The organism is Paraburkholderia strydomiana (genome assembly GCF_031456815.1).
Taxonomy (GTDB): Bacteria; Pseudomonadota; Gammaproteobacteria; order Burkholderiales; family Burkholderiaceae; genus Paraburkholderia; species Paraburkholderia caledonica.
In genome coordinates this window covers 115,232-136,973 of record NZ_JAVDVL010000012.1, presented here as the reverse complement: position 1 = coordinate 136,973, position 21,742 = coordinate 115,232, and the positions used below count along the sequence as shown (strand labels likewise).

16 protein-coding genes are annotated in these 21,742 nt (G+C 60.5%); 5 read left to right on the top strand and 11 right to left on the bottom strand.

The annotated features are described in order from the left end of the window. Positions 1 to 275 precede the first annotated feature (275 nt). Entirely contained in the window at positions 276 to 1,232 is a 957-nt protein-coding gene (locus tag J2W46_RS27130; protein ID WP_131317556.1) for a LysR family transcriptional regulator, read from the top strand. Positions 1,233 to 1,276: 44 nt separating this feature from the next. On the opposite strand, the gene J2W46_RS27125 is transcribed toward J2W46_RS27130, so the two are convergent. Further along, the gene (locus J2W46_RS27125) at positions 1,277 to 2,413 is read right to left on the bottom strand and encodes a nucleoside hydrolase (protein ID WP_131317558.1); all 1,137 of its coding nucleotides are present in this window, start codon (positions 2,411 to 2,413) and stop codon (positions 1,277 to 1,279) included. 151 nt (positions 2,414 to 2,564) lie between these two features. Then, positions 2,565 to 3,539: a hypothetical protein gene (locus J2W46_RS27120; RefSeq protein WP_310357823.1), complete on the bottom strand. Its 975-nt coding sequence runs from the start codon at positions 3,537 to 3,539 to the stop codon at positions 2,565 to 2,567. A gap of 125 nt (positions 3,540 to 3,664) precedes the next feature. Between J2W46_RS27120 and J2W46_RS27115 the strand changes: the two genes are divergently transcribed. The 4 genes from J2W46_RS27115 to J2W46_RS27100 all read left to right on the top strand — a co-directional run bounded on the left by J2W46_RS27115 (position 3,665) and on the right by J2W46_RS27100 (position 10,612). After that, complete coding sequence (locus J2W46_RS27115) at positions 3,665 to 4,510, top strand: M15 family metallopeptidase (RefSeq protein WP_027805001.1); 846 nt, start codon at positions 3,665 to 3,667, stop codon at positions 4,508 to 4,510. A gap of 273 nt (positions 4,511 to 4,783) precedes the next feature. Then, positions 4,784 to 8,653, top strand: a complete 3,870-nt coding sequence (tssM, locus tag J2W46_RS27110) for a type VI secretion system membrane subunit TssM (RefSeq protein ID WP_087754461.1) — start codon at positions 4,784 to 4,786, stop codon at positions 8,651 to 8,653. Next, a complete protein-coding gene (gene tagF, locus J2W46_RS27105) occupies positions 8,650 to 9,642 on the top strand; it encodes a type VI secretion system-associated protein TagF (protein ID WP_020070388.1) in 993 nt (330 codons plus the stop codon). The genes tssM and tagF overlap by 4 nt, the downstream gene beginning before the upstream one ends. Positions 9,643 to 9,646: 4 nt before the next feature. Continuing rightward, positions 9,647 to 10,612 carry an OmpA family protein gene (locus tag J2W46_RS27100; RefSeq protein WP_310357821.1) on the top strand — a complete coding sequence of 322 codons (966 nt, stop codon included), beginning with the start codon at positions 9,647 to 9,649 and terminating at the stop codon, positions 10,610 to 10,612. Positions 10,613 to 10,708: 96 nt separating this feature from the next. On the opposite strand, the gene tssA is transcribed toward J2W46_RS27100, so the two are convergent. The 9 genes from tssA to J2W46_RS27055 form a co-directional block, all read right to left on the bottom strand. Next, complete coding sequence (gene tssA, locus J2W46_RS27095) at positions 10,709 to 11,827, bottom strand: type VI secretion system protein TssA (protein ID WP_310357820.1); 1,119 nt, start codon at positions 11,825 to 11,827, stop codon at positions 10,709 to 10,711. Positions 11,828 to 11,862: 35 nt separating this feature from the next. Then, entirely contained in the window at positions 11,863 to 14,538 is a 2,676-nt protein-coding gene (gene tssH, locus J2W46_RS27090; RefSeq protein ID WP_310357819.1) for a type VI secretion system ATPase TssH, read from the bottom strand. 33 nt (positions 14,539 to 14,571) lie between these two features. Beyond that, entirely contained in the window at positions 14,572 to 15,666 is a 1,095-nt protein-coding gene (tssG, locus tag J2W46_RS27085; protein ID WP_310357817.1) for a type VI secretion system baseplate subunit TssG, read from the bottom strand. After that, positions 15,630 to 17,468 carry a type VI secretion system baseplate subunit TssF gene (tssF, locus tag J2W46_RS27080; RefSeq protein WP_310357815.1) on the bottom strand — a complete coding sequence of 613 codons (1,839 nt, stop codon included), beginning with the start codon at positions 17,466 to 17,468 and terminating at the stop codon, positions 15,630 to 15,632. Before tssF ends, tssG begins: the two co-directional genes overlap by 37 nt. A gap of 111 nt (positions 17,469 to 17,579) precedes the next feature. Continuing rightward, positions 17,580 to 18,059, bottom strand: coding sequence for a type VI secretion system baseplate subunit TssE (tssE, locus tag J2W46_RS27075; RefSeq protein ID WP_020070382.1), 480 nt, complete (start codon positions 18,057 to 18,059; stop codon positions 17,580 to 17,582). A gap of 83 nt (positions 18,060 to 18,142) precedes the next feature. Further along, on the bottom strand, positions 18,143 to 18,646 hold the full coding sequence (locus tag J2W46_RS27070) for an Hcp family type VI secretion system effector (protein ID WP_020070381.1): 504 nt from the start codon (positions 18,644 to 18,646) through the stop codon (positions 18,143 to 18,145). Between the two features lie 72 nt (positions 18,647 to 18,718). Then, positions 18,719 to 20,209: a type VI secretion system contractile sheath large subunit gene (tssC, locus tag J2W46_RS27065; protein WP_020070380.1), complete on the bottom strand. Its 1,491-nt coding sequence runs from the start codon at positions 20,207 to 20,209 to the stop codon at positions 18,719 to 18,721. A 14-nt stretch (positions 20,210 to 20,223) separates the two neighbouring features. Then, positions 20,224 to 20,772, bottom strand: coding sequence for a type VI secretion system contractile sheath small subunit (gene tssB, locus J2W46_RS27060; RefSeq protein WP_027779365.1), 549 nt, complete (start codon positions 20,770 to 20,772; stop codon positions 20,224 to 20,226). 36 nt (positions 20,773 to 20,808) lie between these two features. Then, entirely contained in the window at positions 20,809 to 21,495 is a 687-nt protein-coding gene (locus J2W46_RS27055; RefSeq protein ID WP_310357814.1) for a tetratricopeptide repeat protein, read from the bottom strand. Between the last annotated feature and the right edge of the window lie 247 nt (positions 21,496 to 21,742).

Sequence of the window (21,742 nt, the reverse complement as noted above, 5' to 3'; positions counted from 1 at the left end):
AGTGCGGAATGTGCGAGGGCACGGAATCCAGATGCACCACTGCCCCCTCTGAGCCAGGGGACCCACTTATGAGCTAGCGGTGTGAGCCGCTTTCTTTGCTTACTTTCTTTGCGGCCGCAAAGAAAGTAAGTGCCGCCCCGCACAGGGGCAGCGCTAATAGACCGCCGTGAAAACAGGGAGAGGCCAAAGCGTCCAAAGAACCCCAGTGTAATCAATCAAACACCCAAACAGCCCGCCGCAAAGGCAAAAAGCTAACCCCAAACGAGAGGCACCGAATGATAGACAGAATAACCGCCATGCGCACATTCATCCGGATCGTGGACACGAACAGCTTCACCCGCGCAGCGGAATCGCTGAACATTCCGCGCGCGACGGCGACTACCATCGTCCAGAATCTGGAAGCCCTGCTCGGCACGCAGTTGCTCGCCCGCACCACGCGGCGGCTCAGCGTCACTCCGGAAGGCGCCGCCTATTACGAACGCTGTGCGCAAATCCTCGCCGATATCGACGAAATGGAAGCCAGCATCCGGCACGCCACCGATAACCTCACCGGCCGCCTGCGCATCGAAATGCCCGGCTCGGTGGCAAGCGCAATCGTGCTGCCTGCGCTCGACGACTTCCATACGCGCTATCCCAACCTGGACCTTGCCGTTGGCGTCAGCAACCGTACGGTGGATCTGGTGTCCGAAGCAATCGACTGCAGCATCCAGCTCGGTGAATTGCCGGACTCGAATCTCGTCGCGCGGCATCTCGGCACGCTCGAGCATGTGACCTGTGCAAGTCCGGATTATCTCAATCGATACGGCACGCCGACCGACCTCGACGACCTGCGCGGGCACGTCGCGGTCAATTGCATGTCGCCGCATAACGGCCGCGAAGTCGCATTCGATTTCGAAGTGGACGGCGAAGCGCAAAGCGTCAAGGTAAATGGTTTCGTGAAGGTCAGCGACGAGCAGGCGTATCTCACCTGCGGACTGCAAGGCCACGGGCTCATTCAACCCGCACGGATCGCCGCGCAACCGTACCTCGACTCTGGACTATTGCGCGAAGTACTTCCGCAATGGAAGCCTGTGCCCATGCCTGTTTCGGTCGCCTATCTGAAGAATCGCCGCGTGTCGCCCCGCGTACGCGCATTCGTGGACTGGCTCGCGGAGTTGTTCGAAAACGCCGAGCACGTCGATCAGGATCTCTCGCGAGTGCGTCAATTGCTGCGTGGCTTGCATCCCGCGTGAAGCGGATTCATGCAGCCTCGCAGCAGTACACGCGTGACAATAGATCAGCCTGGCAGCGGCACCGGCCGGGTCAGCAGGTCCACATAGAAATTGAAGAAGTTCTGGTTGTCGAAGCGTTTAACGATGGTCATCTTCTGCAAGCCAGCCGGCGGTGAGCTCGCATAGCCGGTAGCTTTGCCGTCATTTGCGCCGAAACTCGTATCCACGTCCACCCACTCGTCCACGGTCTGGGTCGCAAACGAAGGATGCATTAGATACCCGAGTGTCAGTGTGTCCCATATGTTCGTGGTGTAGTTCGGGTTCGTCTCGAAGCCGTTCTTGCCGTCGAAACCGTAGCCATTCAATGTCTTGAACAATTGAGTAATGATGGTCTGCTTCGTTGGATCATGTGCGATACGGTCGTAAAGCGCCTTATCCATTTTCACGGTGTCTGTCACGTCGAGCGGCACGACGACCTGCTTCACCGGCAGACGCAGCACCTCTTTCGCTGCTTGCGGATCGAACCACCAGTTGAATTCCGCCGTTGGTGTCGTATTGCCCGGCACGTCGATCGCGCCTCCCATATAGATGATCTGCTTGATCAACGGCACGATCTCGGGATGCTGACGCGCGGCGAGCGCAATATTGGTCAATGGTCCGATTGCAAGAATCGTCACCTCGCCGGGATTCTGCTTCACTGAATCGACGATGAAATCCACCGCGCTTTTGCTCTGCACCTTGGTGTGCGTCGCGAAGCCGTCGGGCGGTGCCACGAGGTCGCTGTCGGACTTCGGCTCGGGCGTGCCCCAAGCGCCGAGATAGCCGTCGCCGCCGGGGAATTGCGTCATTTCTGCCTGGATCGTGGCGAAGTCATGCGACAGTGCATAGTTTGCGCCCGCATAGACGCCGATCTGCTTTTCAACGCCGAGCCGCTCGACGGATTTCAATGCATCCGCCACGCCTTGCTTCAACCATTGATTACCCGACACTACGGTAATGCCGAGTACTTTCAGCGATCCCTGCGCCTGTAATTGCGCCGCCATGACGCCGAGCTGGCCGTCGTCGCTCAGCGTGTTGTAGTCGCTGTCGATAATGACCTTGGGGGGACTGGAGGGATTAAGTTCGCTGCCGCCGCATGCCGCAATGACCAGAGCAGTCACGACGCTTGCTACATAGCTCAATGCCACGAAAAACCGCTTCATTGATGTCTCCTGTTCTATCGCATCGGTGTGCGACTAGGGAGAGTCATCATAGACTTAAAGACGCCGAAATCAAACCGTAGTATCGACGAGGCTCACGGATAACGCGAACCTCGCCAAGGCCTCTCTAACAGAAAACTCGTATGGCAAAGAGTCAGGGCTGACGCGCTTGCTGCGCAGAGCCTGGGCATGCGGGGTCTTTGCCCCAATGACCGTCGCACACGCGCCAGCGGCACAACTGGTCTTCGAAAAAGCCACGCTGTCCGCACTCTTTTACGCGCTCGGCAAGCTTTGCATTGCCCGGCGCCGCCGAGGTAGGCACCTTGGCGGCCGGACTACTGCCGCCCGCCTTGCTGTCCGCCGGTTTGGTCCGTGCAACGAGCGCGGCTAATAGATCGGCGTCCGAATCATCTTTCGATGTCGCACCCGGCTTCGCTTTCTTCGTCTGCGTGGCGGCGGTCGTCGTGCCCGAACGATGGTTGCCTGCGCTTGCCGTTACGGTTTCCTTCTTGCCGTGCGCCGCTGCCTCGTGCCTGCTCCTGCTCGCAACGGCCGTTGAACTCTTGTCGTGCTTCGCCGCCGACGCAACCGCTGGTGCCGTTGCGGACGCGCCTGAGACCGGCGCGACCGCAGCAACCGAGGTCGAAGCGCCGCTCGGCACCGCGCCGTCCGCAAGCGCCCGCGACAAGCGGTTGTCCGCGAGACCCGCGGACGCCGATGCAGAAGAAGCCGCGGCTTTGCTGTCGCTGTCATCGGCGATGATCGTCGCCGCTTGCGACGATGCCGGCGCGGGCGCTTGCGCATTCGCGGCGACCTGAACGGTTGCGCTCGCAACGGAGGCTGCTACGGCGGCCCTGGCGACGTTTGCCCCACTCGCGGGCAGGGCGCCGGCGACCGGCTCCGCAGGCGCACGTTGTTGCATGTGCCACGCGCCCCATCCCCCCGCCGCGATTACAAGCAGGGCGACCAGCGCAAGAGGCGTTCTTGACCGGCGTGGTTTATCGTTAGGCGGCGCGACGCGGCCTTCCAGATTCGCAAGAATTCGCGAACCATTGCCATCTGCGCCTTTAGCCTTATCGGATAACAGGCTAGGCGGGGCTTTGGAATTTGAATTTTCCGGCGCACTCATTCACTGTCTCATTGAATCCTGGATTATTTCGCCGTGATAATACTGCTCCGGCTCCTCTCCGAGCAGGCCTGATTCTAAGAGCAAGCATTACAAAATACAATTGTTTCCAATTTCCGGGGTCGCCATTGATTGCCGTAGTACTTCTTGCCTATTTCGCCATCGCGGTTGTGATCGCCGCAATGCTGCTTTTGCCGGCAGTCCGGGCTTCTCTATTAGACGCTGCACTGACCATTCATGGACGTGTTATGCGCGGGGCATCGCGTAGCGCATCCGTCGCGCGCGGCCAATTAGCACGCTCGGCAAGAATTTCGCAATCCACTGCGGTGGATATGAAGAAATTACTGGCGCGTCGGCGCTTGCTGATTTTTACCACCACAGGTATTCTTGCGACGCCGCCATTGGTGGCATTGGCATTACGCGGCCGGCAGTTATTCCAATTCGACGAAACAGCACGGGTACCCGACGAGAAAATTGCCGCCTTACTAAACGGCGAACAGCTCGTACCCCCGCCGCCGCTGCCGCCGGAGGTGTTTGCCACGCGTGAAGTCGAGCAGATCCGGCCCGCGCTGAAAGATGCGAGCCGCGACTGGAATCTGCTCGATGCCGATTTCAGAACGCGTTTATTGCTCGTCTACAAAATCATGCACGAGCAGCACGGGTACGAAATGGCTTTGCTTGAAGGTTATCGCAGTCCGGAGCGGCAAAACCGGCTCGCGCAAATGGGGAGCAACGTCACCAATGCCGCTGCGTTTCAAAGCTATCACCAATACGGTCTTGCGGCGGACAATGCGTTTCTACGCGACGGCAAGCTCGTCATTTCAGAAAAAGATCCCTGGGCGATGCGAGGCTATCAGTTATATGGGCAAACAGCCGAACAGGTCGGCCTGACATGGGGTGGCCGCTGGAAAATGATGGATCTCGGGCACGTTGAATATCACAAACCCGGCTTCGTCCTCGGACGAGGTCATTAAGACGTAACGGGTACAAGAGGCTGGAAAATGGGGCGTTCAATCATTATTTATGGCAAAAAGCGGCAATGCAAACCGCAATCGGCCATACAACGGTGCATTCATCGAGCCGCTATTTGCAAGCACCGCGCTCACGCATTTAACAATTGAGCCATTTAGATGTTTGTCCCGAACCCGCTTTCGTTTTCTTTCGCTTCGGTTTCAAACGCTGCACTCGCGTGATGCCGTTTGCCACAGCACGCGCCACAACACCAATCATCAAGATCTGAACGGCTTATGCGACGCATTCTCAACGTGTTGACCCATCCACGCACGCTCTCGATCATCGGCCTGCTCGCGCTCGCTGCTGTGTTGTTCGTCGGCGCCGATACATTGCAGATCGATCTGATGTGGCCGGCCATCGCACTCGGCGTGGTCATCGCGCTATGGCTGCTCGTGTGGGCGGTGCGCCGCCTGCGCGCGCGGCGCGCGAACCGCAAGCTCGGCGAGATGCTGGAACAGCAGGCCGAGAAACAGAGCACCGAGGCCGGTCCTGCGCCCACGCCCGCCCGCCAGGCGGAACTCGACGTACTGCGCACGCGCCTCGTCGATGCGGTCAAGACCATCAAGACCTCGAAGATCGGTCAGGTCTCGGGCGGCTCCGCACTGTATGAGTTGCCGTGGTACATCGTGATCGGCAACCCCGCCGCCGGCAAGAGCAGCGCTGTGTTGAACTCAGGCTTGCAGTTTCCCTTCGCCGACAAGAACAACGCGGTAATTCACGGCATTGGCGGCACGCGCAACTGCGACTGGTTCTTCACGACCGAAGGCATTCTGCTGGATACGGCCGGCCGTTACTCGGTGCATGAGGAAGACCGCACCGAATGGCTCGGCTTTCTCGGCCTGCTCAAACGCTTCCGGCCGAAAGCACCGATCAACGGGATCATCGTGACGGCGAGCATTGCGGAGCTCACCAGCAGCAAGCCGGAATTCGCAATCAATCTCGCGAAGAATCTGCGCCAGCGTGTGCAGGAATTGACCGAGAAGCTCGAAGTTTTCGCGCCTGTCTACGTGATGTTCACGAAGGCAGACCTGATTACGGGCTTCACCGAATTCTTCAGCGGCAGCGACCGTCATGAATACGACCGCGTGTGGGGCGCCACCCTGCCCTACGAACCGGACGAGAAGCGCGACGTGGTGGGGCTTTTCGACGAGCATTTCGAAGAACTGTACGACGGCCTGAAAGAAATCAGCGTCGCGCAAATGTCAATCAATCGCGGCAATAAGCTCTCGCCCGGTCAACTGAGCTTTCCACTGGAATTCTCGACGATTAAGCCGGCATTGCGTGCCTTCCTTGCCACGCTGTTTGAAACGAACCCGTTCCAGTACAAGCCGATCTTCCGCGGCTTTTATTTCACGAGTGCGTTGCAGGAAGGCGAAACCAATAGCTCCGCGGCCACGCGCATCGCCAACCGCTTCGGCCTGAGCGCCGACAGCCTGCCGAAGCCGCATAGCGCATTCTCGAAGAACGGCTTCTTTCTGCGCGATCTTTTTTCGAAAGTAATTTTCGCAGACCGGCAAACGGTCAAGCAGTTCGCAAGCCCAGCGAAAACGCGCATGCGCTATGCAACGTTCTTCGGCTTCGTCGCCGCGCTGGCGCTCGCACTCGGCGGCTGGACCTGGTCGACCATCGGAAATCAGCAACTCGCCGAGAACGTGAAAGCCGACCTCGACAATGTGGTGCGTCTGCAGCAGAACCGCAACGATCTGCAATCGCGCCTGCAGGCCATGGACGTTCTCGAAGACCGTATCGACCAGCTGGAACAGTTCCGCCGCGACAAGCCGCTCGCCGTTTCATTCGGTCTGTACCAGGGCGATCGTCTCGAAGAACGCCTGCTTACCGAGTACTACAACGGCGTGCGCCAGATCCTGCTCGATCCGGTTTCGCAGAACCTCGCGTCGTTCCTGAAGGAAGTCAACGCGCATCCCGATCAGCTTGCGCCGCTTAACCGCACGCCCGATGCGGCCGCCATTCCCGTCTCGGCTCACACGGCCATGGCGGCGAACAGCCAGGGCGGGCTTTATAGCGACGCATCGCCAACCAATGTCGAAGACGCGTACAACGCGCTCAAGACGTATCTGATGCTAAGTGACAAACGTCACGTGGAAACGGCTCATCTGACCGACCAGGTTGCGCGTTTCTGGCGCGGCTGGCTCGAAACGAATCGCGGCAACATGCCGCGCGACGAGATGATCCGCAGCGCGGAGCGTATGATCACGTTCTACCTGTCACGCGTATCCGACGACGACTGGCCGATGATCGACCAGAACCTCGGCCTCGTTGACCAGACGCGCGAAAACCTGCGCCGCGTGGTGCGCGGCATGCCGGCTCGTCAGCGTGTCTACGAAGAGATCAAGGCGCGCGCGTCGACCCGTTTCGCGCCAATGACCATTGCGCGCATCGTCGGCGAAAACAATACGGCGCTCGTGGCGGGCAGCTACGCGATCCCCGGCACGTTCACGCGTGAAGCGTGGTTCCAGTACGTGCAGCCTGCAATCCGCGACGCCGCGACGAAAGAACTGCAAGCGAAAGACTGGGTGCTCAACACCTCCGCTCATGACGACCTCACGCTCGAAGGCAGCCCTGAGCAGATTCAGAAAGCACTCGTCACGATGTACAAGACCGAGTACGCAATGCACTGGCAGAAGTTCATGCAAGGTATTGCGGTGCAGAGCTTCGGCAGTTTCGGACAAGCGGTGGACGCAATGAACCGTCTCGGCGATCCGCAGGATTCGCCCATTCGCAAAGTACTCGAAACTGCCTACGACCAGACCTCGTGGGATAACCCGTCGCTTTTCAATGCGAACCTGAAACGCGCGCAAAGCGGTGTGACGAGCTGGTTCAAGCAATGGTTCGCGCGCGCGCCGACCGGTCAATTGAACGCGAACATCGACATCAACGGTAATCCAGTTGAATTGCCGATGGGCCCGATCGGCCAGGAGTTCTCCGCGCTCGGCCGCATTGTCGTGACGGGCGACAACGGCTCGATGCTCAAGGGCTACATGGACACGCTGTCGAAGGTCCGTACGCGCTTTAACGTCATCAAGAATCAGGGCGATCCAGGGCCGGGCGCGCGCCAGCTCATGCAGCAGACGCTCGACGGCAGCGGCTCCGAGTTGGCCGATTCGCTCAAGTATGTCGACGAGCAGATGTTGACGGGCCTCACCGACTCACAACGCAAGGCGTTGCGGCCGCTGCTGGTGCGTCCGCTGATGGCCGCGTATGCCGTGGTGATTCAGCCCGCGAGCGTCGAAGTGAACAAGGTGTGGAATGCGCAGGTGTATCAGACGTTCCAGAGTTCGCTTGCGAGCAAGTATCCGTTTGCCGGCGATGCGAAGGTCGAAGCCGGCGCGGGTGAGATTGCGCAGGTGTTCGGACCCGACGGCTCGATTGCGAAGTTCGTCGGCACCACGCTCGGGCCGCTCGCGGTGCGCCGCGGCGACACGCTCACCGCCCGCACATGGGGCGACATGGGCCTCGCGCTCACGCCCGACTTCACCAACGGCTTCGCGCGTTGGGTCGCGCCGCTCGCAGGCGGCGCAGCGGGTGCGTCGGCGGGTCAAAGCTCGGCCGAGCCGCAGACGGTGTTCCAGATTCTCCCGCAGCCGAGCAGCGGAACGACGGAGTACACGCTCGCCATCGACGGTCAGCAGATGCGCTACCGCAACACGCCGCCGCAGTGGACCAACTTCGTGTGGCCGAATCCGTCGGGCTCGCCAGGCGCTACGCTGAACGCGACGACCTTCGACGGCCGCACGCTGCAGCTCGTCAACGAGCCGGGCCGCTACGGTCTTGAGAAGCTGATCAACTCGGCTCAACGAAAGCGCCGCCCGGACGGGACCTTCGACCTGTCGTGGACCCAGGGCAATGTGACGGTAGCGGTGAGCATGCGCATCATCAGCACGTCGCAAGCATCGGGCAGCAGCAGCGACGCGCCGCAACAGCAGAGCCTGCGCGGTTTGCGCCTGCCGTCGTCGGTAGCGGACGTGAGTGCGGCGGCCAACTCGGTCACCGCAACGGCCACGAATACGGCGGCGCCCGCGTCGCCGGCGGCGCGGCCGGCCACGGCCGCCACTGCGGTTTCGAACACAGGGAGTGCGCAATGACGCAGACCGTGCAGGCGCAGATCGCGTACTTCGGCAAGATTCCGTCGCGTGGGGACTTCGTAAAAAGCGCGCACAACCCGCAGTTGCTCGCCACGCTCGACCGCTGGATCGCCGAGGCAATGGAATTGCTCACCGACGATCCGCGCTGGAAGATCGTCTACGAAAATGCGAAGCCCATGCACTTCGCGTTCCTCGGTTCGCGCAGCAAGCTCGCCATTGCGGGCCATATGGTGGCGAGTCACGATCAGTCGTCGCGCCGCTTTCCCTTTCTGGCGGCAACCGCGCTCGAAGTCGAAAAGCCGCTCACGTTCCTCGCGCACAGCCCGCTCGCTTTCGCGCGTTTGTGGTCGCGCGTGTCGGCGCAGATGAAGCCTTTGCTTGGCGCAAGCGAGCCGGCCGGCGCATTGCAGGCGCTGGGCGAAACGCAGGTGCCGATCGAGATTGGCGGCGGTCCGGGCAATCCGCATGACGGCACCTTCAACGACTTTGTCGAGCACCAGACACTCGCCGGGCTCGAACAGATGTTGCTGGCAAGCGGCCATCCGGTGCGCTTGCGCGGCGCGATGCTCGCGCTCGGTTCTCTGCTGCGCCCCGTGATGCAAAGCGGCTCGTCGCATCTGGAACGCGGACTCACGCTGCCGCTGCCCAACGATCCGTTCTATCGCAGTCTCGTTGCGGCATTCTGGCTCGAACTGATCGCGCCGTTCGTCGCGCAGGCCGATTTCGAACTGGCGATCTTCATCGGCACGATCGCAGAGCGCGAGCGGCTCATTGTCGGCTTTAACGGCGCGTCGGCGAAAACGCTGCATAGCGTGGTCGATCCGCAAGCCTATGCAGCACATAACATCGATATCGACGATCCCGAGTGGATCGACGAACACGCACAAAACGATCATGGCATCAGCAAGCTTGTCAGCTACCTCGACCAACCGCAACTGTCCTTGCGCGTCAGCATCGACACGTTCCGCGAAGCCTTCACGGGAGCGTAATGCAATGCTGAATTCACGCACCAGCATCGCCGTGCTACTCGCGGGCTTGATGTTCAACGCTTCGGCGCACGCCGACAACGACGGCCCTGCCCGCGTCACACCGGTCGACAACAGCGGCATTTCGATTCGCACCACGACACTGGCCGCGGCTTCGGCCAACCCCTCAGCTACGGCGGGCAATGTGGGGCCCGCGGTGAACACTGCCGGCCTCGCGAGCGGCACGACCGGTGCGGGCACGGGCGCCGTCACGGCATCGCCGCCGCCCGCTAACGCGGCGCCGGGCCAGGTCGTGGTGGGCGGCAAAGTCCCGGACGAAGCGACCAAGGCGGCCGTGCTCGCACGTTTGCGCGAGACGTATGGGGCAGCCAGCGTGGTCGATCAGATCGAAGTCGCGGACGTCGCGACGCCGCCTAACTGGTCCGCCAACGTGCAAAAGCTGATCGGGCCGCAACTGAAGCAGATCAGCAAGGGCCAATTGAAAATCGACGGCACGCAGATCGACGTAAAGGGAGAAGTACGCAACGAGTCGCAGCGTCAGCAACTTGCGAGCGATATGGCGAATGCGTTGAATCCGACCTATACGATCAAGAACGGTCTGCGCGTCAGTGCATCCGAGCAGGGCCTGCTGGACCAGACGCTCGCGAATCGTACGATCGAATTCGAGACCGGCAGCGCGACGCTCACGCCGCAAGGCCGCGCCATTCTCGATCAGATGGCTGCTGCGATGCTGAAGATGACCACGAAGACGGTGGCGATTATCGGTCACACCGACAACTCGGGTAACCGAACCTCGAATATCGCTTTGAGCCAGGCACGCGCCGATGCCGTGAAGGGCTACCTCGTCGCGAAGGGCATTCCGCCCCAACAGATGAGCACGACCGGCGTCGGACCCGATCAGCCGATTGCATCGAACGATAGCGCCGATGGGCGCGCACGTAATCGCCGAATCGAGTTTCGCGCGGGTTCCTGAGCGGACCAACGCGTCAGCACTTGAACTGCTCGCGTAAAAAAACCTGGCTCGGTCAAGCGACTCGAAGCCAGGTTTTTTTCGTTTTGGCGCGGACCTCTAGCCGTTTTCTTCCGGCTTTACGCCGAGCAACTCGCGAATATGCGCGAGCGATCCGTCGTCTTTCACCACGGTCGAAAGCCACTGATGCAACGGCATGTCCGCAGCCTCGGCGGCCTTGTCGGCAAAGTAAGCAGCAGGATTATGCGGCTCCGTAGTGCGAAAGAACCGGGCCACCGCGCGCAACTGCGCGACGGCTTGCGCGCGGCTCTGGATTCCTGCGATTGCGTGGGTCGGCGGCGTCGTCAACACGGGTTCCTCGCGTTGCGGTGAAGTTTTGAAGGTGGGTTCGGCCCGTTCCAGTTCGTGATGCGTCGGCGCACTCGATCTGTCGACAGACGTCGGTTGCGCATCTGCATTCACGCCCAGTTCGCGCGCAAAACGTTCGGCCAGACGATAAACGCTTTCATACGCGTCTTTCGCCTGACGGAAGCTCGGTGCCGAGTCAGCGGCGCGACGGTCCAGTTCCTGTTCGAGTGCGAGCATTGCCGCTTCGAACGCCTTGAGTTCGGCCAGCAGCGTTGAGTAAAACGCGGGCGGCGTCGCGCGTTTCGATGCGTCGATCTGCTCGATGGACGGCTTGCCGCGCGCAATGTCGTCGGCATGATCGGGATCGCGCTTCACGGCTTGCGCAACGTGTGTCGCCACGTCCCAATCGATCGTGCTGTACAGGTTGCCTTGCGACGAAGTAAGCGGCATGGCGCGCAGCAGATCGCCGGTGCGACCGACAAGCCATGCAACGTTGCCGAGTCGATATTCAGTGTCGTCGCCTTCCGGCAGCGGATGGACTGTGTCCCAGAACTTCTCGCACAACCCCGCCAGCAGCGTATAACCCTGCGTGAGTCCGCTCACGCCTTCTTCTATGGCAAGCGCTTCCGTGAGCCACACGGCGAGTCGCAAGTCTTTGGTCTGCGTCTGCAGCAAAGCGCTCGATCGCTCGATAACGAACGGCCAGTCGGCTTCCTTGATCTCGGTGATCCATTCGCCTTGATCCAGCGATGGATCTTCGAAACGCCGGGCGTGCTGGATCGCATCGAAGTCGGCGGAGAACAGCAGATCTTCGCCACAGGGCGCGGCTTCGCTGATTGGGGCAAGCAGCGTGTTCAGTTTGGTCGGCATGGCACAGAGCTATCAGAATGCATTTGTGAAGTTGCTTAGGCGACGGCGTATTCGAACTCGCCAGCCTCGCTTGCGTGCACCGAAATACGTTGAATCGCCACGCCGTTGGCTATGCGCTCCAACACGTGTTGTGCGACTTCGGGCAACAGCGTGCCGTTGAGAATATGGTCGACGTTGCGCGCACCGGAATCCACTTCGGTGCAGCGCGCGAGGACCGCATCGACGAGAGACTCGTCCCACTCGAACACTGCCTTGTGATTCGATTCTATGCGGCGGCGAATCCGCTCCAGTTTCAACGCGATGATCTCGGCAAGCACGTCGTCGGAAATCGGATAATAGGGCACTACTTTCATGCGCCCGAGAAAAGCCGGTTTAAATGCTTTGTATAGTTGCGGGCGCAAGGTTTCTGCAAGTGCATCGGCGTCCGGCAATTCCTCGGCGGTTTTGTTCAGGCACGCCTGCATGACCGCTTGCGAACCGACATTCGACGTGAGAATGATCAGCGTATTACGGAAATCTATCTCGCGGCCTTCAGCGTCATCCATCGTGCCCTTGTCGAACACCTGAAAGAACATTTCGAGCACATCGGGATGGGCCTTTTCGACCTCATCGAGCAACACGACCGAATACGGGTTGCGGCGCACCGCTTCTGTCAGCACACCGCCTTCGCCATAGCCGACGTAGCCCGGCGGCGATCCTTTGAGGCCAGACACGCTATGCGCTTCCTGGTACTCGCTCATGTTGATCGTCACCATCTTGCGCTCGCCGCCATACAGCGCATCGGCAAGTGCGAGTGCCGTCTCGGTCTTGCCGACGCCCGACGGTCCGACGAACATGAACACACCACGCGGTTTGTTCGGATCTTCGAGGTTCGCGCTTGCCGTGCGTACTCGTTGCGCGATGGCTTCGAGTGCATGATCCTGTCCGATCACCCGCGCGCCAAGTAATGGCTGCAGGTTGAGCACAGTCTGGATTTCGTCCTTGACCATGCGGCCGAGCGGAATGCCTGTCCACGACGCGACGATTTCCGCTACGACGTGGCCGTCCACCTGCAACGGCACCATGGGCTGACCGCCCTGCAACGCATGCAATTCGGCGACGCGAACCGCGAGCGTTTCGCGCGCCTGTTGCGCCTTCGCCGCTTGCTCCGCGTCCGCGCTACTCACCCGCGCGGCGTCGATCTCCGCCCGCAAGCCCACGATCTCGCTCACCAATGCGCGCTCCTTGTCGTAGCGCGCTTCGTCTTCGGCGAGATCCTTCAGGTCTTCTTCGCGCAGTTCGCGCAACTGCGCGAGCCGTTCGTCGTGAAGCGCCCCGCTCGCCAGTTCGCGCTCCAGCGCCGCAATTTCCGCGTCGATACGTTCGAGGCGCTTCTTCGTGTCGTCGATGGCGGCCGGTGTCGAACTGTGCGCGAGCGCGACTTTCGCGCATGCGGTGTCAAGCACGCTGATGGCCTTATCCGGCAGTTGCCGGCCGCTAATGTACCGATGCGAGAGGCGCACTGCTTCGGTAATGGCGTCGTCGAGCACCCGCACGTTGAAGTGCTTTTCCATCAGCGACGCCATGCCGCGCAACATCGCTGCCGCCAGCGTTTCGCTCGGCTCTTCGATCTTCACGACCTGGAAACGGCGTGCCAGTGCTGCGTCTTTCTCGAAGTACTTCTTGTACTCGCTCCAGGTGGTCGCAGCGATTGTGCGTAATTCGCCGCGCGCCAATGCCGGCTTCAGCAGATTCGCCGCATCGTTCTGGCCAGCCTGCCCGCCCGCGCCGATGATCGTATGCGCCTCGTCGATGAACAGGATGATCGGATGCGGGCTCTTCTTGACCTCGTCAATCACGTTCTTCAGGCGATTCTCGAATTCGCCCTTCACGCTGGCGCCCGCTTGCAGGAGGCCCATGTCCAGTACATGCAGCGCCACGCCTTTCAGCGGTGCGGGCACGTCGTCTGCCGCAATGCGAAGCGCGAGCCCTTCGACCACCGCAGTTTTACCGACACCCGCCTCGCCTGTCATGATCGGATTGTTCTGCCGACGCCGCATCAGTATGTCGATGGTCTGGCGAATTTCGCCTTCGCGGCCGATCACCGGATCGATCTTCCCTTCACGCGCTCGCTGTGTGAGGTTGCTGGTGTAGGTGTCGAGTGCCGGCGTCTTCGACGGTGCGCCCACAGCCGCGTCCGCTCTCGCTGAATCGCTCGCGCTTTCGTCCGGACTCTGCGCCGCATCGCTGCGCTCGACTTCGCGAGAGCCCGCAGTCAACTCGTCGAACTTATGCTTCAGATCCGTCACACGCACATCGCCCAGCAATGGCGACATCCGCTCGGCGAATTGTGCGAGATCGGGTGCGCTCAGCAACGCGAGCAGCAAATGCCCTGAACGGATGCGCCCAATCTGTGAATCGAGCGACGCAATTAGCCATGCCTGTTCGAGCAGATCGATCAGCTGTTTCGAGAACACCGGCGTACGCGTATTGCCTGTTTTCAGGCGCTGCAACTCACGCTCGATATCCGCGCGCAACGCATGTGGATCGATCCTGCTTGCGCGCAGCACTAGCGCAACATCGCTTGCCGGTTCATCGAGCAGCGCAAGCAGCAGATGTTCGAGGTCCACCTCGTAATGACCGCGTGCAAGACAGTTGTTCGCCGCCAGCAACGCTGCTTGCCGGCAAGTCGGATTCAGTTTCGCGATCAGGGTATTGAGGGACGTGCTCATGTCGTGCGATCCGGTCAGGTTCTATCGTTATGGTCAGTGAATCACGTGCAGTTCGTAACGCGCATCCATGCGGTCGCGCTCGGCGTCGCGTGTACAAAGAAACGCGTCCCAGCCGAGGCGTGCGCCCTTACTGAGAAGCGTCGGGCCCACGGCCTCGCGGCGCAGCACTAGCGCCACTTCGTATTCGAGCGTGATGCCCGCCAGCAGCGTAAGCATGCGTTCCAGCGCAACGGCGCGGTCCGCACCGGGCAGAAACGCCTCGTAGTCGGCTTTGTCGAGCGGTCCGATCACGAGCCGCGCGCGCATGTCGCGCTGCCAGACGCGCTCCCCCGCGAGCGCAGTCGCGCCAAGTGTTGCGTTGACGCTGCCGAGCAGCGTCAATTGATCGCGCGGCACGTCATACCATTTGCCGACGAACTGCTCGACACGCACCGGCACCTTGAAGTATTCGGACAACGTGCGTTGCAAATACGCTGCCGACACTGGCCTGTGCCGCGCGGGCAGCGCATAGCCGGCAATCGCTTCGTCGAATAGCGCGCCCTCGCCAGTCTGCAGACTGGTGCGGGTGTCGTTGTCCGCAACGCCCGCGAGCGCAAGCAACAACGGCAAGTAGCGTTCGTCGCGATCCAGTTCGTAATGAAACGGCAAGCGGTACTTCTTCCACGCCGCGTAAAAAAGCGCGGTGGCGCGATTGGAAAACACATCGAAGAATTCGCGCGCGGCGCGGTCGCGCTTGATCTGTTCACGGGCGATGATCTGCTCGGTGTAGTGCAACGGCAACGCGCCCTGACCGCCGAGCAAGCCGAAAAATGCCGGCGTGATGTCCACTTTTTCGAGCGAGCCGTCTTCGAGCGCTGCCGCACGCTGAGCCCTTTCCTTTAGCGCAGTGCCTTCGTCGTCGTACGATTGCGCACCGTGAATCTCGCTCGGCGGGAACGACATGGAGAGCGAATTGCGAAACGCAATGCGCTGCGCGACGATATCGCCGGAACGTCCGGTGTCAGACGGCGATTGTTGTGCAAACCACTTTTCGAACAGCCGCACCGCCTGAAAAAATTCAAAGCGATGCGGTTCGTCGAGAAGCTGCTCGACTACGCCAGGATCGATTCGCCGCTGCGCGGTTTGCATCGCAAGATCTCCTCGCCAGTGCGCTTCGACACGACGACCAGTTGCACAAAGCTGTTCAGATGCACATACAGCCCAAAGAATGTGTCGATCACGCGCACGAAAGACGCGAGACTCGTGCCGACAAAATGTTCTTCGTCGATGGTCAAGCGAATCTCAATGCCGCGCACGAACGTCGCGAACGGTTTGCCGGGCAGCCATTGCACGGCCGCGCGCTGCTCGATCCCGACAAGACCGTCGATATGCCGCGCCGACACCGCCGTGCGCCGCAAATCGTAGAGCACCAGCATTTCCTTCAGCGCGGAAAGCCCGCTATTCGCGAGCGACACATGGTTCAGCGCGAGATGCGAAATGAGCCGCCAATGCGCGGCCCGGCCGCGTTCGAAACGCACACTCGGCGTGGGCCGGCGCAACATCGTAATGCTGCCCGTCAGCGACCCGCCTTCGAGAAAGAGATCGCCGCCTTCGAGACCCACGGCGAGGCCCGCTGGCAAGTCGCGGTTCGTACAGGTCAGATCGAGACTCAACGTGTCGGTTTGCGGCGCCGCCGGTTCAAAGTCGATATCGACAATCGAGATCTCGGTCTCGTAGCCTGGGCTCTTTTGCGCGACCCAGTCGTTGCGGCGCGCGAACCAGTAGTGTCCGGCGCGCGCGGCCTCGCCGTGATGCAGCGAATAGAAAGGCCTGAATTCGGTGACCGATTCCTGGTGCGCCTGTTGCCTGACGAGCTTGACCGAATCGATCGAATAAACCTCGTAGGCAAATGCGCGGCGCGCTTCAGCGATCACCGGGTACGAGACCGCCTGATGGGTCACGCGAATCGGTTCGCCGTGCTGTTCGAACAGATTCACCACCGGCGTGCAGAAGAGACGGAAATGATGCGCCGACAAAGCGTCGAGAAGCCTGGCGACATGCGAATCGCTGCGCACTTCTTTCAGCACGACGTGCAGTGTCAGCCGTTGGCAGCGTCCTGTCGCGCGCGTCATTGCGGTCAGATCGAAGTCGGCGAAATTGAATTTTTCCGGGAATGCAAAGTACTCGGTGAGGAGCCGATAAGCCGGATGGGACTTGGCCGGATAGTCGATTAGCGCGTCCTGCTCGTCAAAGCCTGCTTGCGCGAGCGGCGATGTACGCAGTTGCGTCCATACGCCGCGCCGGTCGGCTTCGACATATGTGGCCATTGCATTGACGAACAGGCAGTCGGCGAGCGCAGCAATGAACGACTGCTCGCCGTGCAGATGCGCGCGCAACGTACCGACCTTCAACGCGGACAGATCGAGTTGCGCAGCGGTGGATTCGAAGGTGATCGAAACGATTGCGGTCGCGTTGCCGGGTAGCACGGTCGCGCTGGGCGCCATTGCGACTGACGTGTACTTCGCCTCGGAGATACGAACCGGTGCGAGCGTGACGTCGTATGCGGTCCGGAATCGGCATTGCACGCCGCGAATCGGCCGCGACTTCAGCTCAGTACCGCGTTCGATCGTGACCGGTTCCGTCAGATGACTCAATGCGGCGGAGTTGCCCAATTGCGCAATCGAACACGACGGAAATGGCCGCAGATAATGCGGATACAGCACTTCCAGCAGCGCTTCGGTGAACTCGGGGTAGTCGTCGTCGAGCTTCTTGTTGATGCGTGCGCCGAGCAGCGCGAACGACTCGATCATTCGCTCGACATGCGGGTCCTCGCAGTGCTCGCCCGACATGGCAAGACGCGCGGCGATCTTCGGGTAGCGCTCCGCGAAGTCGCGCGAATAGCGCCGCAAAAATGACAACTCGCGCTCGTAATACGGCAGCAATTCTTCCATCGATCTAATCCCCGGACCCGAACCTTCTCCGCTTCGTTACCGCCGCCGATGCGCGTGGCGGCGGCGGGGAAGCGGCATTGAAGCCAAGCGGTATCAAGCTAAAAACAGCGTCTACAATTTTGCGCGTGCGCGCGTCACCGAGTATTGCAATGTGGACGGTTGCAACATCGCGTCGAAACTCACCGGTTCTTCTGCCGGATGAACGACCAGCAGCGCCTGAATTGCGAAATTCAGCGCGTTGGTCGATTGTTCGTTCAGTTCGAGCGTGACCGATACCTGCTGTAAGCGCGGCTCATGCCGCGCAATTGCCTGTTGAATCGATTTGCAGATGAACGTGCGGTCGTAATGACTCGCGAGACTCAGTCCTGCGAAGTCGTTCAGGCCATACGTGAGCACGGAGCGCTGACATTCGGGCAAAGCCGCGAGTTCATGCTCGGTCAGCGCGATGCGCGTGTTCAGTATCGCTTCGACATCTCGCGCGACAGTGCCCTTTAACTCCTCCAACGACAATTGCCGCATCGCCGGTGAAGCCGGCAGATGCGGTTCGTCGTCGAACAGCTTGTCGAGAAAGCTGGGTTCGAAGCGTTTCATCGGCGTCCGAAGAAGCGGTTAGATGCAGTGCGCACGCCATGCGCTGCAGCCCTTCCGGGCCGCGCGCCGCGTGCGCCCATGCATCAGACCGCGTACGTCTTGTCGTTCTTCGTCAGGCTCCACGCGCCCTGCGCGTTGCCGCCCTGGTTGCCGCCGATCTTCTGCTGCGTGTACTTCCACTGCACGGCTGCGTACTTCAGCGAGAACTGTTCGGTAGGCAGACCTTCGCCGACGACGCTCGGCGTCACGCTCGAAATGATCACGTACTTCAGCTTTACTTCGAGGTACTTGATGCGATTGCCTTCGCCGTCCGAACGCATGAAGTCGATGGTGACTTCGTCGAACGTCGTGCCGCCCGATGCGTGCTGATAGATCAGCGGGCTGACTACGTCGATGTCTTTCGTGAACTGCATGTCCGCGTGTTCGCAACGCTCAGACGTGTGGCCGCCCGCGGTCGAAGCCGTGGCCGAGCGCGGTTGCGTGATCGAGTGGCTCCACGAATCGATTTCGATCCAGCCAGCGTGATCTTTATCGGCAGACTCGCCTTTGATCGCCGGATTGCCGAATTTTAAATAGATGTCCTTCATAACTCATCGACTCCCCAAAGAGGTGGTTTTAACAGCCAACCCGGGCGGCCGGCCCGGGTTTTCTGACTTCGTTTATGAATTGGCCGGTTTCGGCAGATCGGCGACGAGCCGCAAGGAGATCGACAGTTCGTCGAGCTGGAAATGCGGGCGCAGGAAAGCAACCGAGCGATATGCGCCGGGCTTGCCCGGAATCTCCGAGACCTGGATGGATGCTTCGCGCAACGGGAACTGCGCTTTCTGTTCCTGGGTTGCGTTGTCATCCAGCAGCACGTACTGCGAGATCCAGCGATTGAGAAAGACCTCGACGTTCTGCGCCGATGCAAAGCTGCCGATCTTGTCGCGCATCATTGCCTTCAGGTAATGCGCAACGCGCGATACCGAGAAGATGTACTGCAATTGCGCGGACAGAACGGCATTCGCATTTGCGCTGTCGGTGCTGTACTTCTTGGGCTTTTGCACCGATTGCGCGGCGAAGAACGCGGCGTAGTCGGAGTTCTTGCAATGCACGAGCGGAATGAAACCCAGGTCGCTCAACTCTTTTTCCCGGCGATCCGTAATGGCGATTTCGGTCGGGCATTTGAGCGCGACTTCACCGTCGTCGGTCTTGAAGGTGTGAGTCGGCAGATCTTCCACCAGACCGCCGCCTTCCACGCCGCGAATGGCTGCACACCAGCCGAAATCGTCGAATGCAGCCGTGAGGCGCGCAGCGAATGCCCACGCAGCGTTGCACCACAAGTACTTGCTGTGATCGGTGCCGTCGACGTCTTCCACAAAGTTGAAGCCTTCTGCCGTGGCGCCGTCTTTCGGATTGAACGGCAGGCGGCCGAGAAAGCGCGGCAGCGTGAGGCCCACATATCGCGAATCTTCGGAGTCGCGGAACGACTTCCACTTCGCGTATTCGACGGTGTCGAACACCTTGCCGAGGTCGCGCGGCTTGCCCAGATCGGCAAACGTTTCGAGGCCCAGCAATTCGGGCGACGCCGAAGCGATGAAGGGCGCATGCGCGGCCGCCGCGACATGCGACATCTGCTCGATGAAATAGACGTCTTCGGGCTGACGCGTGACCTCGAAATCGCCGATGATCGCGCCGAAGGGCGAGCCGCCGAATGTGCCGAACTCTTCTTCGTAGATCTTCTTGAAGAGGGCGCTTTGATCGAATTCGATCGCGGTCTTGAAGTCACGCACGAGATCGCGCTTGGGCGCATGCAGCGCCTTGATCTTGACGGTCGAGCCGGTGTTGCTCTCCTTGCACAGATAGTCCAGACCGCGCCAGGTGCTTTCCATGCGCTGGAATTCGGGTGCGTGCATCACCGCGCTCAACTGCGCGGAAATGAGGCGGTCGAGTTCCGCAACGCGTGCGTCGATCGTTGCCGACAGGTTGTCGGAGACGACCACGGTGCCGTCGAGCACCTGATGCACGAGTTCGCCGATCAGGTCTTTCGCACGCGCATGTTCGGAATCGGACTTCGCCACGCGGCTTTTCTCGACGATCTCGTCGAGCAGCGTGGATTCCGGACCGCTTTGCGCAGTAGCGAGTTGGGCCGCTGCTGTTTGCTGGTTCATCTCACACCCCGTACTTATTCGCCTTGCTTGTCGTGGTCCGGCGCGCCGCCGTTCTGGTCCGCCGCATTGCCCTGATCTTTCGCCAGAGTTTGCAACTGCTGCGTGTTGTTTAGCACTTCGGAAAGCAGATCTTCGAGCTTGTCGTTGCCGGCGAGCTTGTTGCGCAGATCCGCGAGCTTCGAACGTGCTTCGAGCAGACGCCGCAACGGCTCGATTTGCGCGACGACTTCGTCCGGATTGAAATCGGCCATCGACTTGAAACGCAGATCCACGGCAAATTTGCCGCCGGCTTCGCTCAGGCGATTTTCCACCTGGAACGCAGCGCGCGGCTCGATCGCCTTCATCACGTCGTCGAAATTGTCGCGGTCGATATTGACGAACTTGCGATCGCGAAGCTTCGGCTGATCGACTTCGGATTGCCCCGCCAGATCGGCCACCACGCCGACGACGAACGGCAGTTCTTTCACCTCGATCGCATCGCCGCGCTCGACCTCATAGGTGAGCTGCACGCGGGGCGGCCGCACTTTTTGCAAGCGTTTTTGTATGCTTTCTTTCTTCGCCATCGTCGGCTCCCGAATGCTGATGGTGAGACGTGGAGATCAGCGCAGCGCGCTGAACGGATCTGACGCGCCGCCGCTTTGCGCGGCCTTGGCGGGCGCTGCGGGTGCCGCTGGGGCAGGCGCCGCCGGAGCCGCCGGCGTGGCAGCCGGAGCCGCAGCCGTGGTGCTCGCATCAGGCGCCTCTACTGTCTTGCTCTTCGCGACGCGGCGAATCACGCGCTTTTTCTTTGCAGGTGTCTTGTCGCTCGGGTCAGGCGGGAACAGCGTGGCTTCGCCCAGCGTGTCGCGCAACTGCTTGGCGAGCGCTTGCGCGTCCGACTTGGCGTCGCCCGCGAGCGACGCGTCCTGACGCAATTCACCGAGCGATTGAGTGGCAACGCGAAGACCTGCCACGGCCAGTACGCTCTTTGCCTGACGGTCGGTCTGGTCGCGCTGCAGCGCCTCTTGCGCGGCGACGATAGCCTGACCGTAATGACCTTGCGCAAACTGGATCTGCGCAATGCGCGACCACGGTTCTTCGCGCGTCGGATCTGATTTTGAAAGCTGCTGATAAAGCGCGATAGCACGATCCTGATCGCCGCCTTTCGCTACAGTATCTGCGTCCGCGAGCTGCTTATTAAAAGCCTCCGGTGTGGTCGCCGTGTTGTTGCCTTGTGTCGCGCAACCGGCCATCACGCCGCATGCCAACACTACCCCAGATAGTTTTACTAACAGACGGTCATTCATCGTTTTTCACCGACGTGCGATTTTTTAATTCAAGGAGAAACCAGAGTTTTGCTTTGCTTCAAGTGCGCGGGTATAGTACAGGCCAATTTTCGATAATTCAACTTTCATGTGAAGAAGCATTGCACGAAAAAAATACGCATGGATCTTTAAAACCAGGCACGCAGAAATTGTTTCCTGGCGCAATAGGGTCGGTCGGGTAAACGGGAAATTTTGCCACTCACCGGGCGCAAAGCCAATGTATGCGCGG

Bases quoted from the DNA above. Each gene is read 5' to 3' on its own strand.
- tssF (WP_310357815.1), bottom strand. From the start codon at position 17,468: ATGGAAGAATTGCTGCCGTATTACGAGCGCGAGTTGTCATTTTTGCGG.
- J2W46_RS27130 (WP_131317556.1), top strand. From the start codon at position 276: ATGATAGACAGAATAACCGCCATGCGCACATTCATCCGGATCGTGGAC.
- J2W46_RS27100 (WP_310357821.1), top strand. From the start codon at position 9,647: ATGCTGAATTCACGCACCAGCATCGCCGTGCTACTCGCGGGCTTGATG.
- tssG (WP_310357817.1), bottom strand. From the start codon at position 15,666: ATGCAAACCGCGCAGCGGCGAATCGATCCTGGCGTAGTCGAGCAGCTT.
- tagF (WP_020070388.1), top strand. From the start codon at position 8,650: ATGACGCAGACCGTGCAGGCGCAGATCGCGTACTTCGGCAAGATTCCG.
- tssH (WP_310357819.1), bottom strand. From the start codon at position 14,538: ATGAGCACGTCCCTCAATACCCTGATCGCGAAACTGAATCCGACTTGC.
- tssC (WP_020070380.1), bottom strand. From the start codon at position 20,209: ATGAACCAGCAAACAGCAGCGGCCCAACTCGCTACTGCGCAAAGCGGT.
- J2W46_RS27120 (WP_310357823.1), bottom strand. From the start codon at position 3,539: ATGAGTGCGCCGGAAAATTCAAATTCCAAAGCCCCGCCTAGCCTGTTA.
- tssM (WP_087754461.1), top strand. From the start codon at position 4,784: ATGCGACGCATTCTCAACGTGTTGACCCATCCACGCACGCTCTCGATC.
- tssB (WP_027779365.1), bottom strand. From the start codon at position 20,772: ATGGCGAAGAAAGAAAGCATACAAAAACGCTTGCAAAAAGTGCGGCCG.
- J2W46_RS27070 (WP_020070381.1), bottom strand. From the start codon at position 18,646: ATGAAGGACATCTATTTAAAATTCGGCAATCCGGCGATCAAAGGCGAG.
- J2W46_RS27055 (WP_310357814.1), bottom strand. From the start codon at position 21,495: ATGAATGACCGTCTGTTAGTAAAACTATCTGGGGTAGTGTTGGCATGC.
- J2W46_RS27125 (WP_131317558.1), bottom strand. From the start codon at position 2,413: ATGAAGCGGTTTTTCGTGGCATTGAGCTATGTAGCAAGCGTCGTGACT.
- tssA (WP_310357820.1), bottom strand. From the start codon at position 11,827: ATGCCGACCAAACTGAACACGCTGCTTGCCCCAATCAGCGAAGCCGCG.
- tssE (WP_020070382.1), bottom strand. From the start codon at position 18,059: ATGAAACGCTTCGAACCCAGCTTTCTCGACAAGCTGTTCGACGACGAA.